Origin of the sequence: Actinoplanes rectilineatus (assembly GCF_000962825.1) — a bacterium.
Taxonomy (GTDB): domain Bacteria; phylum Actinomycetota; class Actinomycetes; order Mycobacteriales; family Micromonosporaceae; genus Actinoplanes; species Actinoplanes rectilineatus.
In genome coordinates this window covers 23,167-38,408 of sequence record NZ_JZKF01000066.1, presented here as the reverse complement: position 1 = coordinate 38,408, position 15,242 = coordinate 23,167, and the positions used below count along the sequence as shown (strand labels likewise).

Here is a 15,242-nt window from a genome sequence, read left to right as displayed (position 1 = left end):
CCCCGAAGAAACCCGACGAGATGGAATGGTGATGGCCGCGCCGACGGTACCAATCATCGGCGGGGGAACGGCCTTACAGTTGGACGCTCTAATGCCCGAGACGCGCGGCCAGACCATCGACGAACGTCGTCAGTGCGAACTCGAAACTGTCCCGGTCGACCGCCTCGGCATGCTCCCGCAGGCGGTGCGCGTCGGCCAGGTGCGGATAGCGGTCGAGATAGACCTGCACGTCGTCGACGAACCCCTGCGAGAACGAGCCCATCGCCGCCCCCACCACCAGGTATTTCGTCGAGGCGCCGATCATCGTCGCCTCGCGCGGGGGCCAGCCGGCCGCGACCAGGCCGCCGTGGATGGCGTCCGCCCGCTGCAGGGAGACCTCACGCTGGCCGGGGCCCTGCGCCAGGAACGGCACGAAGTTCGGGTGGGCGGCGAGCGCCGCCCGGTAGGAGCGGGCCCAGCCGAGCAGGCCCTCGCGCCAGCCGATCGCGAAGGCGGTCACGTCGACCGTCGCCATGATCTCGGTGGCCATGTCGTCGAGCAGGTGTTCCTTCGTCGGGTAGTGGAAGTACAGCGCGGGGGCGCTCACCGACAGCGCGGCGGCCAGTTTTCGCATGCTCAGGCCGTCGAGGCCCTCCGCGTCGATGATCGCCAGGGCGGCGGCGCGCAGGCCGGACCGGCTGAGCAGTGGGGTGCTGGGTCTGGCCACGAAAACTCCCCGTTGAGAAGACTAACGCCGTTAGGTTAACCTGCCGACGAGAAAACCTGACAGCGTTCAATTAAAGCCCGGGGAGCCGCCGTGGATCTCAGCCTGACGCCGGAGCAGGAGCAGTTCCGCACGCTCGCCCGGGACTGGGTCGACCGCGAGGTGGTGCCGCACGCCGCCGAGTGGGACCGTGCCGAACACGTCGACCTGAAGATCGTCAGGCAGCTCGGTGAGCTGGGCTTCCTCGGCCTCGGGATCGACGAGGAGCTCGGCGGCTCGGGCGGGGACTTCCTCAGCTACTGCCTGATGATGGAGGAGCTGGGCCGCGGCGACACCTCGGTCCGCGGCATCGTCTCGGTGAGCCTCGGCCTGGTCGCCAAGAGCATCCAGGCGCACGGCACCGAGGAGCAGCAGGTCCGCTGGCTCCCCGGGCTCACCTCGGGCGCGACGCTCGGCTGTTTCGCGCTCACCGAACCGGGCACCGGCTCCGACGCGGGCAACCTGACCATGCGGGCGGTTCGCGACGGGGACGACTGGATCCTCAACGGCGAGAAGATCTTCATCACCAACGGGACCTGGGCCGGACTGGTGCTGTGCTTCGCGCGTACCGGAAAGGAAGCGGGACCGAAAGGCATCACCGCTTTCCTGGTTCCGGCCGACGCGCCCGGCCTCGGCCGGCACGAGATCAAGGGAAAGCTCGGCCTGCGCGGCCAGGCCACCGCCGCATTGACCTTCGAGGATGTACGCGTGAGCGACACCGACCGGCTCGGCGGCGAGGGTGCCGGTTTCACCATTGCGATGAGCGCGCTGGACAAGGGGCGGATCGCGGTGGCGGCCGGTTCGGTCGGGCTGGCCCGCGGCTGCCTCGAGGCGGCGATCGGATATGCGACGCAACGCACCCAGTTCGGCAAACCGATCGCAGCACACCAGCTGGTCCAGGAGATGCTCACCGACATCGCCGTGGAGACCGACGCGGCGCGTCTGCTGGTCTGGCGGGCCGCCGATCTGGTCGACCGGAGACGGCCGTTCCGCACCGAGGCGTCGATGGCCAAACTGTTCGCCACCGAGGCCGCCGTCAAGGCCGCCAATCAGGCCGTCCAGGTGTTCGGCGGATACGGATACGTCGACGAGTTCCCGGTCGGCAAGGCACTGCGCGACGCCCGGGTCACCACGCTGTACGAGGGAACCAGCCAGATCCAGAAACTGCTCATCGGCCGCGCGCTGACCGGGATCAGCGCCTTCTGAGAATAGGGGATCCAGCATGAGCCGGGTTGCTGTCGTCACCGGCGCCGCGCGAGGCATCGGCGCGGCCACCGCCCTCCAGTTCGCCCGCGAGGGCGCCACCGTCGCCGTCCTCGACCTGGACGAGGCGGCCTGTGCAGAAACGGTCGACCGGATCACCGCCGGCGGCGGCACCGCGGTCGCGTTCGGCTGCGACGTCGCCGACGAGGCCCAGGTCGACGCCGTCGTCGACAAGGTGGCGGCCGACCTCGGCAGACTCGACGTCCTGGTCAACAACGCCGGGGTGCTGCGGGACAACCTGCTGCACAAGATGTCCGCCGCGGACTGGGACATCGTCCTGAGCGTGCACCTGCGCGGCGCCTTCCTGTGCAGCCGCGCCGCGCAGCGCCACATGGTCCCGCAGCGATCCGGGAGGATCGTGAACACGTCGAGCGTGTCCGCGCTGGGCAATCGCGGTCAGGCCAACTACGCCGCGGCGAAGGCGGGCATCCAGGGCTTGACCCGGACCCTGGCGATGGAGTTGGGTCCTTTCAACATCAACGTGAACGCGGTGGCGCCCGGCTTCATCGTCACCGAGATGACCGACGCGACCGCCGCCCGGGTGGGGATCTCGGCCACCGAGATGCGTGCGAAAGCCGCCGAGATCACCCCGTTGCGGCGGGTCGGCCGGCCCGAGGACGTGGCGCGCGTGGTCGCGTTCCTGGCCTCCGACGCCGCGTCGTTCGTCACCGGCCAGACCCTTTACGTCGACGGCGGACGCCGTCTCTAGATTTGTAAGGAACGTCGATATGCGCCGCACGATTTTCAACGAGGACCACGAGGCCTTCCGGCAGACCCTGCGGGAGTTCATCGAGGCCGAGGTGGTCCCCCGCTACGACGAGTGGTTCGCGGCCGGTGAAGTGCCGCGCGATTTCTACAAGAAGCTCGCCGAACTGGGACTCTTCGGCATCGAGGTCCCCGAGGAGTACGGCGGCGCCGGCATCGCCTCGTTCAAGTTCGCCGCCATCCAGTACGAGGAGGCGTCCCGGGCGGGCGTCAGTTTCGGCGGTTCCGGCGTGCACGTCGCGCTCTGCCTGCCGTACCTGCTGAAACTCGGCACCGAGGAGCAGAAGCAGCGCTGGCTGCCGGGCTTCGTGGCCGGTGACACGATGTTCGCGATCGCGATGACCGAGCCCGGCACCGGCAGTGACCTGGCCGGGATGAGCACGACGGCCAAGCTGTCCGAGGACGGTACGCATTACGTGCTGAACGGCGCCAAGACGTTCATCACCGGCGGGGTGCTCGCCGACCGGGTGATCGTCTGTGCGCGGACGTCGCCGGCCAAGCCCGACGACCGCCGCTTCGGCATCTCCCTGCTGGTCGTCGACACCACGTCGCCCGGCTACTCGGTCGGCCGCAAGCTCGACAAACTCGGCCTGAAGACCTCCGACACCGCGGAACTCGCCTTCTCCGACGTGAAGGTGCCGGTCGAGGACCTGCTCGGCGAGGAGAACAAGGGCTTCTCCTACCTCGGGCAGAACCTGCCGCAGGAGCGCCTGGGCATCGCCTACGGCGCCTACGCGCAGGCCGCGGCCGCGGTGCGGTTCGCGACCGAGTACACCCGGGAGCGCAAGGTGTTCGGCCAGCCGGTCGCCTCGTTCCAGAACACCAAGTTCGAGCTGGCCGCCTGCCAGGCCGAGGTGGACGCCGCGCAGGCCGTCGCCGACCGCGCCCTGGAGGCCCTGGACGCCGGCGAGCTGACGGCGGCGGAGGCCGCCTCGGCGAAGCTGTTCTGCACCGAGGTCGCGCACCGGGTCATCGACCGCTGCCTGCAGCTGCACGGTGGCTACGGGTTCATCAACGAGTACCCGATCGCGCGCCTCTACGCCGACAACCGCGTCAACCGGATCTACGGCGGCACGTCCGAGGTCATGAAGATGATCATCGCCAAGGACATGGGGCTTTAAAGACCCATCAGGGGGTACGCGCTACCCGTTCCATTCATGTCTGTCCCGGGCGCGAGCCACTGTCGGCTCGCGCCCGCTGCCGCGGGCGCGACTCCGATCCCGTCCCGGCCGGATTCCGGCGTCCACAGCGGACGCCGGCCGGCTGTGGCGGCCGGTCAGCGACGGCCCGCGGGCCGGTCCTCGGCGGTGGCTGGTGAGGCCTGTGAGGTTGCTGAGCTATCCGGCATCCGTCGGCACCGGCCGCTCCCCGGCGGGCGCCCGGACCGCCAGCACGTTGAGGATCAGCGCGAAGACGGTCAGGCCCACCAGCAGCGCCGTGATCGCCTGGTCACCCCAGTCACCGGTCACCACCGGCGGCACACTCCAGGCGTCCAGCGACAGGCAGCCCAGCCCGACGGCGGTCGCCGCGGCCAGCGGCGGGATCAGCCAGAGCAGCACCGCCGGGAAGCCCCGATCGTCGTTCTGCAGCAGGCCGGCCAGCGTCACGACGGTCCACCCGATCCCGGTGAGCACACCGGCCGTGACCACCGTGTGCCGGGAGACCCGCCGGCCGAACGCCGCACCCAGGCCGGCCCCGGCCGCCGCGTACAGCGGGAAGGCCACCGCCAGGGCGAGCAGCAGCGTGCCGACCGGCGGCCCGTCGCCGGCCACCCCGGCCGACCGCCACACCTGCTCGGCGACCTCCCCGACCCGCTCACCGCGCAACCACAGCACCAGCCCCGCGACCAGCGCCATCACCGTGCCGAGCAGCACGGACAGACCGAGAGCGACCCGGTGCCGGTGCCGGCGGGCGGCGGCCAGCCCCGCGGCGAACGCCACGAAATGGCCGCACAGCACGCCGGAGGTGCCGCGCATCAGGTCGGTCGCGAAGCCCCACTCCCACTGCTGGCCGTCCCCCTGCGGGTCGTAGTTGATCCAGAACTCGTAGAACGCGTCGTTGACCGGCATCAGCACGACGACGAGCAGCGCGGCGACGGGAACTGACCACACCGCTGGATGTCGTAATGTCCGCATGCTCGCGAGCCTTCCCGGCCCTGGTCACGGTAGTGTCACCCCCCGGCCCGACATGCCTGTGAAACATGGCGTCCCGGGGGTGCTGCGGCGGCCGGTACAAGGGGCGGTGCGCCACTAGGCTGCGGGTCATGGCTCTCCTCCACAAGGCGACGATCACCCCCACGAAGCTCGAGCTCCTCTCCTCCTGGCTGCCCACCCGCCCCTGGTTCGACGGCCCGGCGGGCGGCGAGATCACCCGGGTCGCGGCGGCCCGCTTCGACGACCCGGCGGGCGAGGTCGGCATCGAGACGCTGCTGGTCCGCGCCGGCGACGGCCCCACCCTGCACGTGCCGCTGACCTACCGGGGCGCGCCGCTGGCCGGGGCCGACGCGTTCCTGGTGGGCACCACCGAGCACAGCGTGCTCGGCAAGCGCTGGGTGTACGACGCCACCGGCGACCCCGTCTACGTCGTCGAACTGGCCCGGGTGATCCGTGACGCCGGCAACCAGGCGACCGAGGAGTTCGAGAACGGCGACTCCCGCGACCCCGACCTGCGGCTGGTCGGCAGCGGCGCGGAGGTGCCGGCGCCGGCGGTGCTGACCGCCCACCGCGACGGCGAAGCCACCGTCATCGAGACCGACACCCTGCTCCTGACGATCAACCGTATCCCGACGGTCGCCGTCGACGACGCCAACGAGGGCATCCTGACCGCGTGCTGGTCCGGCCAGGAGACCCCGGTGGTCCTGGTCCACCTGGCCGCCCGCGACTGACAGACCCACCCGCGGGCCGTGCCCCCGCCGGCCGGGGACACGGAACCGCGCACTCTCGTACCGGCGATCGCCGGACACCGTGTCGGTGCGCGGTGTCAGCCGGCGTAGGCCACGGCGACGTCGAGGATCCAGGTGACGCCGAACCGGTCGGTGAGCATGCCGAAGCCCGGCGCCCACTGTGAGGGGCCGAACTCCTCGACGATCGCGGCGCCGTCGGCGAGCTTGTCCCACAGCGCGCTGACCTCCTCGGCGGTCTCGCCGCGGACGGAGACGAAGGACCGCTCGCCGGTCAGGGTCATGCCGTGCTCGCGGGTGGTGGCCGCGGCCGGCGCGGCGGCGGGGCTCTGGCCGGGTACGTCGTACGCCATGATGCGGAACCCGTTGTCGGCCGTGACCTGACCGAAGACGACCTTGTCGGCGTCGGGCGCCTCCTTCGGCATGCCGAAGTCGCCGTACGCGACGACGGTGAGGTGCCCGCCGAACGCCGACCGGTAGAACTCCAGCGCCGCCCGCGCGTCGCCGCGGAAGTTCAGGTGCGGGGTGGTGGTGATGGCCATGGGTGACTCCTTGAGATCCGCGGAAGCTGGGGTTGACGCCGTCGTGACCGGCGCAGAACCAAGATTTCCAGCAGTAGGTGACAGGGAGTGGCACCTGTTCCGAGCGAGGCTTCCGGTCATGACGAGCTGACGGCGGACAGCCACCTCCTGGACCTCGGCCGCGGATGCTTCGACCGGTTCTCGCGTGCGGTCAGAGGGCGTCGGCGGCCTTGCGGGCGGCGATCAGCACCGGATCCCAGACCGGGGCGAACGGGGGCGCATAGCCCAGGTCGAGCGCCGTCATGTCGGTGACGGTCATCCGGTTCCACAAGGCCACCGCGAACGCGTCGATGCGTTTCGCCGCCTCGGTCTTGCCGACGATCTGGGCGCCCAGCAGGATGCCGGTGTCCTGTTCGGCGAGGATCTTGACGGTCATCGGGACCGCGCCGGGGAAGTAGCCGGCCCGGTTCGTCGACTCGACGGTGGCGGTGACGAAACGGTAGCCGGCGGCGGTCGCCTCCGTCGTGGACAGGCCGGTGCGCGCCACCTCCACGTCGCAGATCTTGGTGACGGCGGTGCCGAGGACGCCGGGGAACGTGGCGTAGCCGCCGCCGATGTTGATGCCGGCGACGCGGCCCTGCTTGTTGGCGTGGGTGCCGAGCGGGATGTGCACGTGCCTCCCGGTGATCCGGTGCAGCACCTCGGTGCAGTCGCCGGCCGCCCAGACGCCGTCGGTGACCCGCTGGCGCACGTCGGGGACGAGACCGTCGTGGGTGCCGAGCGGGAGGCCCGCGGCGGCGGCGAGCGCGGTGTTCGGGCGTACGCCCAGACCGAGCACCACGACGTCGGCCGGCAGCGGGCCGTCGTCGGTGACCACCGCACGCACCCGGCCCCCGGCGGTGTCCAGGCCCTGGACTGTGATCCCGGTGCGCAGGTCGATGCCGATCTTGCGGATGGCGTCGGCGATCAGCGCGCCCATGTCCTCGTCGACGGTGCCCATCGGCTGGGCGGAGCGTTCCACCAGGGTGACGGCGAGGCCCCGCCGGTGCAGGGCCTCGGCCATCTCGACGCCGATGTAGCCGCCGCCGATCACCACCGCGGTCGCCGGCTTCGGGTCGGCATCCAGCCAGCCGCGCAGGGTGGTGCCGTCGCCGAGGGTCTGCACGCCGAAGACGCCGTCCGCCTCGGTCTCGGCCCAGCCGGGCCGGACCGGGGTCGCGCCGGCCGCGTACACGAGTTCGTCGAACCCCTCCCGGAATTCGCGGCCGGCGGCCAGGTCGCGGACGGTGACCGTGCGGGCGTCCAGGTCGATGCCGATCACGTCGTGGCCGGTGCGCACGTCGATGTCCTGCTCGCGGAAGGCCGCCGGGGTGCGGGCGACCAGGGCGTCCGGCCCGTCGACGAGGTCGCCGATCCAGTAGGGGATGCCGCACGCCGAGTAGGACGTCCAGTCGCCCCGCTCGAACGCGAGGATCTCGAGGTCGTCGCGTTTGCGGCGTTTGCGGGCCTGGGCGGCCGCGGACATTCCGGCCGCGTCGCCGCCGATCACGATCAGTCGCACGCGCCCATTCTGCCCCGTCCCGCCGGGAGAAGCGTGGAGAAGTGTTACCGCGTGATTTCCGGGAAGCTGCGACAGATGGTTGCCGCCCGCATCAGCGGCAATCTATGGTGACCCCACCGCAACCCTTTCTGGACTCATCGTGACAACCGTTCGTCGAAGCGCTTCGACGAACGGTGGACAAACGCGCCCCGAGAAAGGAAGACCCCGTGCGAATACCCGCCGTGCTTCTGCTGATCGCGCCCCTGCTCATCGGGGCGGCACCCGCCGAGCCGCCGTTCCGGGACCCGGCCCTGCCGCTGGAGACGCGGATCGAGGACCTGGTCGGCCGGCTCACCCTGGACGAGAAGATCGCGATGCTGCACCAGTACCAGCCGGCGATCCCGCGCCTCGGCATCGGCCTGTTCAAGACCGGCACCGAGGCGCTGCACGGGGTGGCCTGGTCCAACGACCACCGGACGAACACCAAGGTCGACGCCACCGCGACGGTGTTCCCGCAGGCGGTGGGCCTGGCGAGCACCTGGGACCCGGCCCTGGTCCAGCGGGTCGGCGCGGCCGTCGGCGACGAGCTGCGCGGGTTGCACGCGCAGGATCCGGTGGTCTGGGGGCTGAACGCCTGGGCGCCGGTGGTGAACCCGCTGCGCGATCCGCGGTGGGGGCGCAACGAGGAGGGGTACTCGGAGGATCCGCTGCTCACCGGGGCGATGGCCACCGCGTACGGGCACGGGTTGCAGGGCGACGACCCCGATCATCTGTTGGTCGCGCCGACGCTCAAGCACTACGCGGCGTACAACAACGAGGCCAAACGGGACGTGACCTCGTCCAACGTGCCGCAGCGCGTCCTGAACGAGTACGACCGTGCACCCTTCCGGATCGCGCTGGAGAACGACGCGGCGACCGGGGTGATGGCCTCCTACAACCTGATCAACGGGCGGCCGGCCACCGTCGACCCGGATCTCGGTGAGCTGCTGCCGACCTGGAGCGACCGGCGGCTGTTCAACGTCAGCGACGCGTGGGCGCCGACCAACCTGACCGGCTCGCAGGCGTACTTCGCGACGCAGGCCGAGGCGGACGCGGCGGTGCTCCAGGCCGGTCTGGACAGTTTCACCGTGAACGACACCGACGCCCAGCCGACGATCACCGCCGTCCGGCAGGCCCTGGACCGGGGACTGCTCACCGAGGCGGAGATCGACGAGTCGGTCGGCAACGCGCTGAGCATCCGGTTCCGGCTCGGCGAGTTCGACCCGGACGGCGGTCCGCACGCGGGCATCACCCCGGCGGTGATCGACAGTCCGGAGCACCGGGCGCTGGCCCGGGAGGCCGCAGGGGAGGCCGCCGTGCTGCTCAAGAACGACGGCCTGCTGCCTCTCAAGCCCGGCGGTACGGTCGCGGTGGTCGGTCCGCTCGCCGAGAAGGTGCACACCGACTGGTACGGGGGACGACTGCCGTACCGTGTCTCGACCCGGGATGCGATCGCCGAGCGGGCGGCCACGGTCACCACGGCCGGCGGGGCGGACCGGATCGCGCTGCGCGACGTCGCGACCGGCCGGTACGTGACCGTGGGGGAGACGGCGCTCGGCGTGACCGCGGACACCCCGGTCGCCGCCGCGCAGTTCGACAGCGAGGACTGGGGCGACGGCGTGTCCACGCTGCGCAGCGTCTCCACCGGCAAGCTGGTCTCCTACGACTGGGGGCCGTTCCGGGCGAACGCCGACGAGCCGGGCGGCTGGTTCGTCCAGCAGCAGTTCCGGATCGAGGACCAGGGCGACGGCACGGTCGTGCTGAACTACGCCGGCTACGAGACGCAGGAGTCCTGGTTCGGCACGAACCACTACGTGACCGTGGGCGCCGACGGGGTTCTGTCGCTGGGGGCCCCGACCGCGGCCGGCGCGGCCCGGTTCAGCCGGGAACTGCTGGTCGACGGGGTGGCCGCGGCCGCCGCCACCGCCCGGAAGGCGTCCACCGCCGTGGTCGTCGTCGGCACGAACCCGTTCGTCGCCGGACGCGAGGTGCACGACCGGGCCACGCTCGACCTCGGCGCCCGGCAGGAGGCGCTGATCCGGGCGGTGCGGGCGGCCAACCCGCGGACCGTGGTGGTGCTGCAGAGCAGCTACCCGCAGGCCATCACCTGGGCGCAGCGGCACGTGCCGGGCATCCTGTGGACCACGCACGCGGGGGCCGAGACCGGTCACGGTGTCGCCGATGTGCTCTACGGGGCGGTCAACCCGTCCGGACGGCTGACCCAGACCTGGTACTCCTCGGTGTCGCAGCTCCCGGCGGATCTCCTTCAGTACGACATCATCAAGAGTGGGCAGACCTATCTCTACGACACCGACAAGCCTCTCTATCCGTTCGGGCACGGGCTGTCGTACACCACGTTCCGTTACGGGACGCCGCAGGTCGGCGACGGCCGGGTGCGGGTGACCGTCACCAACACCGGGACGCGGGCCGGCGACGAGGTGGTCCAGCTCTACACACATCAGCGCACGTCACGCGACGTCACACCGGTCAAGCAGCTGCGCGGGTTCCGCAAGGTGCACCTCGCGCCGGGCCGCAGCACCACGGTCACCTTCGGTCTGGCGGCGGCCGACCTGGCCCGCTGGGACGTGACCCGGCAACGCTGGGTGGTCGAGTCGTCAGTGCACGACGTACTGGCCGGCCCGTCGTCCGCAGACATCCGTGTCCGCGCCGCGATGACGGTGCGTGGAGAACGGATACCCGCTCGGGACCTCGCACCTCTGACGCGAGGGGAGACCTTCGACGCGTACCACGATATTGATCTGGTCGATGAGACCAAGCGTCGCGGCACCGCGGTGACCAGCACGAAGGCCGGCGGGTGGATCGCCTTCAAGGATGCCGCGCTGCGCGGCGGGACCACCTTCCGGGCTCGCGCCGCCGGTGCGGGAACCGTGGAGGTCCGGATCGGCTCGGCGCGGGGCAGGCTTCTCGGCACGCTGACGCTTGCGGACACCACGTCCGTTCATGAGTACGCCTCCGTGAGCGCCCCGATCGCCCCGGTGACCGGACGTCACGACGTCTACCTGGTGCCCTCGCCCGGCCTGCGCCTGGCCGAGTTCAGCATCACGTGACCGAACCGGCAGCGCCGCGGCGATCACGCGTGTTTGTAGGATCCGACGAAAGGAGTGGCCTTGAGCAGTAGGAGGGCCGCCGGGAACGACCGGTCGACGTGGGGAGGCACCGTGCCGACGATCAACGACGTCGCCCGGGCGGCCGGGGTGTCCGCCAGCACGGTGTCCTACGTGCTGAGCGGGCGGCGCCCGATCTCGGCCGAGACCCGCGCCCGGGTGCAGGCCGCCATCGCCGAGCTCGGTTTCCACCCACATGCCGGGGCACGTGCCCTGGCCAGCAGCAAGACCAATGTGATCGCGCTGGTCGCGCCGTTGCGGGTGGACGTCAACGTGCCGGTCATCATGCAGTTCGCGACGGCGGTGGTGACCGCGGCCCGCGCGCACAACCACGACGTGCTGCTGCTGACCAAGGACGAGGGCACCGCCGGGCTGGAACGCGTCGCGCACAGCACCATGGTCGACGCGTTGATAGTGATGGACCTGGAACGCGACGACGTGCGCATCCCGGCGCTGCGCCGGCTCAAGCAGCCGTCGGTGATGATCGGGCTGCCCGCGGATCACGCCGGGCTCGCCTGCGTGGATCTCGACTTCGGGGCGGCGGCCAAACTGGCGCTGACCCATCTGGCCGGTCTGGGGCACGAGCGGATCGGGCTGGTCGGCCCGTCGCCGGCCGTCTACCGGCGGCAGACGACCTATGCGGACCGGTTCCTCACCGGTTTCCTGGAGGCGTCGGCGGAGCTGAACCTGCGCACGCTGTCGCACCCGTGCGAGCCGGGGGCGGCCGGGGCCCGGGAGTGCCTGGCGGATCTGGACACCGATCTGCCCGGGGTGACCGCCCTGGTGGTGCACAACGAGGAGGCGCTGCGGCCGCTGCTGGACCTGTTGCAGGCCAGCGGGCGGCGGGTGCCGGAGGACATCTCGGTGGTGGCGGTGTGCCCGCGGGATGTGGCGACCGCCATGCCGGTGAAGCTCACCTCGATCGACATTCCGGCGCACGACGTCGGCACGCTGGCGGTGGAGACCGTCATGCGGCTGCTCGACGGGCGCCGGGTCGAGTACACCCGTCTTCTGGCACCTGAGCTGGTGGAGCGGGACAGCTGTCGCGAAATCTCGCCGACACACCGTTGACATGAACGGCGCTCGTTCCTTAGCGTCTGGCGCAGAGTAGTCGTCGAAGCGCTTCGACGGATTCCCCTCCATCGTCGAAGCGCTTCGACAGTCAACCCCTCACTGCTTCCTCGACCAGTCCCTCTGGGAGGACGTTCATGTTTCGATCACGACGCGGCCTCGCCGCCGGTGCCCTTCTCCTGTCGGCTTCCCTGGCCCTGACCGCCTGCGGCGGCGGCAGCGGCGAGGACGAGGGCGCCGACGCCAAGTCCCTGACCCTCTGGCACTACGAGGGCCCGAACAGCGCCATGGGCATCGCCTGGAACAAGGCGATCGAGCTCTTCAAGGCCAGCCACCCCGGCGTCGAGGTGAAGTTCGAGGAGAAGGGCTTCGAGCAGATCCAGCAGAACGCCCAGATGATCCTCAACTCCGACAGCGCGCCGGACATCCTCGAGTACAACAAGGGCAACGCGACCGCCGGCCTGCTCTCCAAGCAGGGCCTGCTCACCGACCTCACCGAGGAGGTGACCTCGCGGGGCTGGGACAAGAAGTTGAGCACCAGCCTGCAGACCACCGCGAAGTACGACGAAGACGGCGTCATGGGCAGCGGCAACTTCTACGGCGTGCCCAACTACGGCGAGTACGTGATGGTCTATTACAACAAGGCCCTCTTCGACAAGTACAAGCTCGCCGTGCCGACCACACTCGACGAGTTCACCACGGTGATGGACACCTTCGTCCAGAACAAGGTGACCCCGCTCGCCGTCGGCGGCGCCGAGTACCCCGCCCAGCAGATCTTCTACGAGCTGGCGCTCTCCAAGGCCGACCGGGCGTTCGTCGACGACTACCAGCTCTACAAGAACAAGGTCGACTTCAAGGGCCCGCAGCTGACCTACGGCGCGCAGACCTTCGCCGACTGGGTGGCCAAGGGCTACATCCCCAAGGACTCGTCCGGCATCAAGGCCGAGGACATGGGCGTCTCCTTCACGCAGGGCAAGTTCCCGATCCTGATCTCCGGCAGCTGGTGGTACGGCCGCTTCGCCGACGAGATCAAGGACTTCGAGTGGGGGACCTTCCTCTTCCCGGGCAACACCCTGCACCCGGGCTCCAGCGGCAACCTCTGGGTCGTGCCGGAGAAGAGCAAGGCCAAGGCTCTCGCGTACGACTTCATCGACATCACCATGCAGCCCGAGGTGCAGGCGCTGCTCGGCAACAGCGGCGGTGTCCCGGTCGCGGCGGACGTCTCGCAGATCACCGACCCGAAGAACAAGGAGCTGATCGAGAACTTCAACAAGATCTCGACCAGTGACGGTCTCGCGTTCTACCCGGACTGGCCCGCGCCGGGCTACTACGACGTGCTGGTCGCCGGCATGCAGGGGCTGATCAGCGGCTCGAAGACGCCGGACGCGGTGCTCGACGAGATCGCCGGACCGTACAACGAGAACCTGGCCGACCTGGGCAAGTGAGACTCGCCGCGGGTGGCGTCCCCGGACGCCGCCCGCGACGGGCGGGAAAGGATCGGCCGTGAAACGCCATGGGTACGCGCCCTACCTGATACCGGGAGTCATCGCCTCGGTCGCCGTCATCGTCGTCCCGCTGGTGATGACGGTGTACGTCAGCTTCACCAAGTGGACCGGCGTCGGCAGCCCCCGCTGGGTCGGCTTCGACAACTACACCCGGCTCTTCGCCGACTCGCTGTTCTGGGCGTCCTTCGGGCACATCGCCCTGCTGATCATCGCGATGGCGGTGATCCCCACCCTGCTCGGCCTGGTCCTGGCAGCGGTGCTCTTCGACTACATCGCCAAACACTTCGGCGACCGGTGGGCCGGGCTCTTCCGGTCCGGCTACTACGTGCCGCAGGTGCTGCCGGTCGCCGTCACCGGCATCGTCTGGGGCTGGATCCTGCACCCCGGCTACGGCGCGCTCAACCGGATCCTGGAGGCGGTCGGTCTCACCGGCCTGGCCAAGGACTGGCTCGGCGACCCGGACTACGCGCTGTACAGCGTGATGGGCGTGATGATCTGGTTCCAGCTCGGCTACCCGATCGTGATGTTCATGTCCGGCCTGCAGCGCATCGACCCGTCGCTCTACGAGGCGGCGGATCTCGACGGCGCCGGCTGGTGGCAGAAGTTCCGCCGGATCACGGTCTACATGATCCGTCCGGAGTTCTACGTGGTCCTGGTGACCACCACGATCGCCTCGCTGAAGATCTTCGGGCAGGTGTTCGTGCTGACCGGCGGTGGACCGAGCAACGCGACGCTGGTGCCGTCGTACTTCGCGTACAAGAACTTCTTCGAGAAAGCCCAGGTGGGGTACGGGTCCGCGATCTCGACGGTGTTGACGGTGCTGATCGTCATCCTCGCGTTCGTGTTCCTGCGCCTGCAGAACCGGGCGGAGGACCGGGCATGACCGTCACCATCTCGCCCCCGGCGGCGCCGCCGTCACCGGTGACACCGAAAGCCGCCCGGCACCGCAACCCGGTCCGGTTCGTGGTGCTCGCCGTCCTGGCGGTCCTGCTGCTGCTGATCCTCGCGCCGCTGCTCGTGGTGGCGATCAACGCGGTCAAGAGCCCCGCCGAGTACGCGAGCAACGGCCCGCTGTCGATACCGACAAGTCTCTACTGGGACGGGATCGTCGACTTCTGGAACCGGGTGAACTTCGGCCAGAAGCTCTGGAACAGCTTCGTCACCAGCCTGGTCGTCGCCGTGCTCGGCGTGCTGCTGTCGATTCTCAACGCGTACGCGCTGGGCATCGGCCGGGTCAAGGGCCGGGTCTGGTTCCTGGTGTTCTTCCTGGTCGCCAACCTGCTCCCGCAGGAGGTGCTGGTCTACCCGCTCTACTACATCTCCAAGGAGATCGGCCTCTACGACAGCCTGATCGCGGTCGTCATCATCTTCACCGTCATCCAGAGCGCGTTCGGCACGTACCTGCTCACCTCGGTCTATGCCGAATTCCCCCGGGAACTGCTGGATGCGGCCGAGGTCGACGGCGCCGGCCGGTGGCGCACGCTCTGGCGGGTGGTGGTCCCGATCAGCATGCCGACCCTCGGGGTGCTGTTCACGTTCTTCTTCATCTGGACATGGAACGAGTTCTTCCTGCCGCTGGTCTTCCTCGTCTCGAACGACAACCAGACGGTTCCGGTGGCCCTGGGCGTCCTCCAGGGTGACCGGATGATGGACGCCACCACGACCAGCGCGTCGGCCCTGATCGGCATTCTGCCCGCCCTGCTCTTCTTCCTGATCTTCCAGCGGACCCTCACGCGCGGCATCGCTGCCGGTGCCATCAAGTAAAGGATCAT

Annotated in this window: 13 protein-coding genes; 9 read left to right on the top strand and 4 right to left on the bottom strand. The window is 69.8% G+C overall.

The window, feature by feature from the left end; genetic code table 11:
* Window positions 1-88: 88 nt before the first annotated feature.
* Window positions 89-706 carry a TetR/AcrR family transcriptional regulator gene (locus WH85_RS34255; RefSeq protein ID WP_045746236.1) on the bottom strand — a complete coding sequence of 206 codons (618 nt, stop codon included), beginning with the start codon at window positions 704-706 and terminating at the stop codon, window positions 89-91.
* Between the two features lie 90 nt (window positions 707-796).
* On the opposite strand from WH85_RS34255, the gene WH85_RS34250 reads away from it, so the two are divergent.
* Genes WH85_RS34250 through WH85_RS34240 form a run of 3 tightly spaced genes read left to right on the top strand, consistent with a single transcriptional unit; the run spans window position 797 to window position 3,891 of the window.
* Complete coding sequence (locus tag WH85_RS34250; protein WP_045746235.1) at window positions 797-1,948, top strand: acyl-CoA dehydrogenase family protein; 1,152 nt, start codon at window positions 797-799, stop codon at window positions 1,946-1,948.
* 16 nt (window positions 1,949-1,964) lie between these two features.
* The gene (fabG, locus tag WH85_RS34245; RefSeq protein WP_045746234.1) at window positions 1,965-2,714 is read left to right on the top strand and encodes a 3-oxoacyl-ACP reductase FabG; all 750 of its coding nucleotides are present in this window, start codon (window positions 1,965-1,967) and stop codon (window positions 2,712-2,714) included.
* A gap of 19 nt (window positions 2,715-2,733) precedes the next feature.
* Window positions 2,734-3,891: an acyl-CoA dehydrogenase family protein gene (locus WH85_RS34240; RefSeq protein WP_045746233.1), complete on the top strand. Its 1,158-nt coding sequence runs from the start codon at window positions 2,734-2,736 to the stop codon at window positions 3,889-3,891.
* Window positions 3,892-4,107: 216 nt separating this feature from the next.
* On the opposite strand, the gene WH85_RS34235 is transcribed toward WH85_RS34240, so the two are convergent.
* On the bottom strand, window positions 4,108-4,881 hold the full coding sequence (locus WH85_RS34235; protein WP_052721003.1) for a hypothetical protein: 774 nt from the start codon (window positions 4,879-4,881) through the stop codon (window positions 4,108-4,110).
* A gap of 152 nt (window positions 4,882-5,033) precedes the next feature.
* Between WH85_RS34235 and WH85_RS34225 the strand changes: the two genes are divergently transcribed.
* Complete coding sequence (locus tag WH85_RS34225) at window positions 5,034-5,654, top strand: CG0192-related protein (protein ID WP_045746231.1); 621 nt, start codon at window positions 5,034-5,036, stop codon at window positions 5,652-5,654.
* Between the two features lie 95 nt (window positions 5,655-5,749).
* Here the strand turns inward: WH85_RS34225 and WH85_RS34220 are convergent, their stop codons facing one another.
* On the bottom strand, window positions 5,750-6,211 hold the full coding sequence (locus WH85_RS34220) for a VOC family protein (protein WP_045746230.1): 462 nt from the start codon (window positions 6,209-6,211) through the stop codon (window positions 5,750-5,752).
* A 190-nt stretch (window positions 6,212-6,401) separates the two neighbouring features.
* The gene (locus WH85_RS34215) at window positions 6,402-7,751 is read right to left on the bottom strand and encodes an FAD-dependent oxidoreductase (RefSeq protein WP_083449461.1); all 1,350 of its coding nucleotides are present in this window, start codon (window positions 7,749-7,751) and stop codon (window positions 6,402-6,404) included.
* Between the two features lie 206 nt (window positions 7,752-7,957).
* Between WH85_RS34215 and WH85_RS34210 the strand changes: the two genes are divergently transcribed.
* From WH85_RS34210 to WH85_RS34190, 5 genes are all read left to right on the top strand, one after another.
* Complete coding sequence (locus WH85_RS34210) at window positions 7,958-10,837, top strand: glycoside hydrolase family 3 protein (protein WP_425394682.1); 2,880 nt, start codon at window positions 7,958-7,960, stop codon at window positions 10,835-10,837.
* A gap of 111 nt (window positions 10,838-10,948) precedes the next feature.
* Complete coding sequence (locus WH85_RS34205; RefSeq protein ID WP_045746229.1) at window positions 10,949-11,965, top strand: LacI family DNA-binding transcriptional regulator; 1,017 nt, start codon at window positions 10,949-10,951, stop codon at window positions 11,963-11,965.
* 137 nt (window positions 11,966-12,102) lie between these two features.
* Window positions 12,103-13,410, top strand: a complete 1,308-nt coding sequence (locus WH85_RS34200; protein ID WP_045746228.1) for an extracellular solute-binding protein — start codon at window positions 12,103-12,105, stop codon at window positions 13,408-13,410.
* Window positions 13,411-13,468: 58 nt separating this feature from the next.
* Window positions 13,469-14,353 carry a carbohydrate ABC transporter permease gene (locus WH85_RS34195; protein ID WP_045746227.1) on the top strand — a complete coding sequence of 295 codons (885 nt, stop codon included), beginning with the start codon at window positions 13,469-13,471 and terminating at the stop codon, window positions 14,351-14,353.
* The gene (locus tag WH85_RS34190) at window positions 14,350-15,234 is read left to right on the top strand and encodes a carbohydrate ABC transporter permease (RefSeq protein ID WP_083449460.1); all 885 of its coding nucleotides are present in this window, start codon (window positions 14,350-14,352) and stop codon (window positions 15,232-15,234) included. The genes WH85_RS34195 and WH85_RS34190 overlap by 4 nt, the downstream gene beginning before the upstream one ends.
* Window positions 15,235-15,242 lie beyond the last annotated feature (8 nt).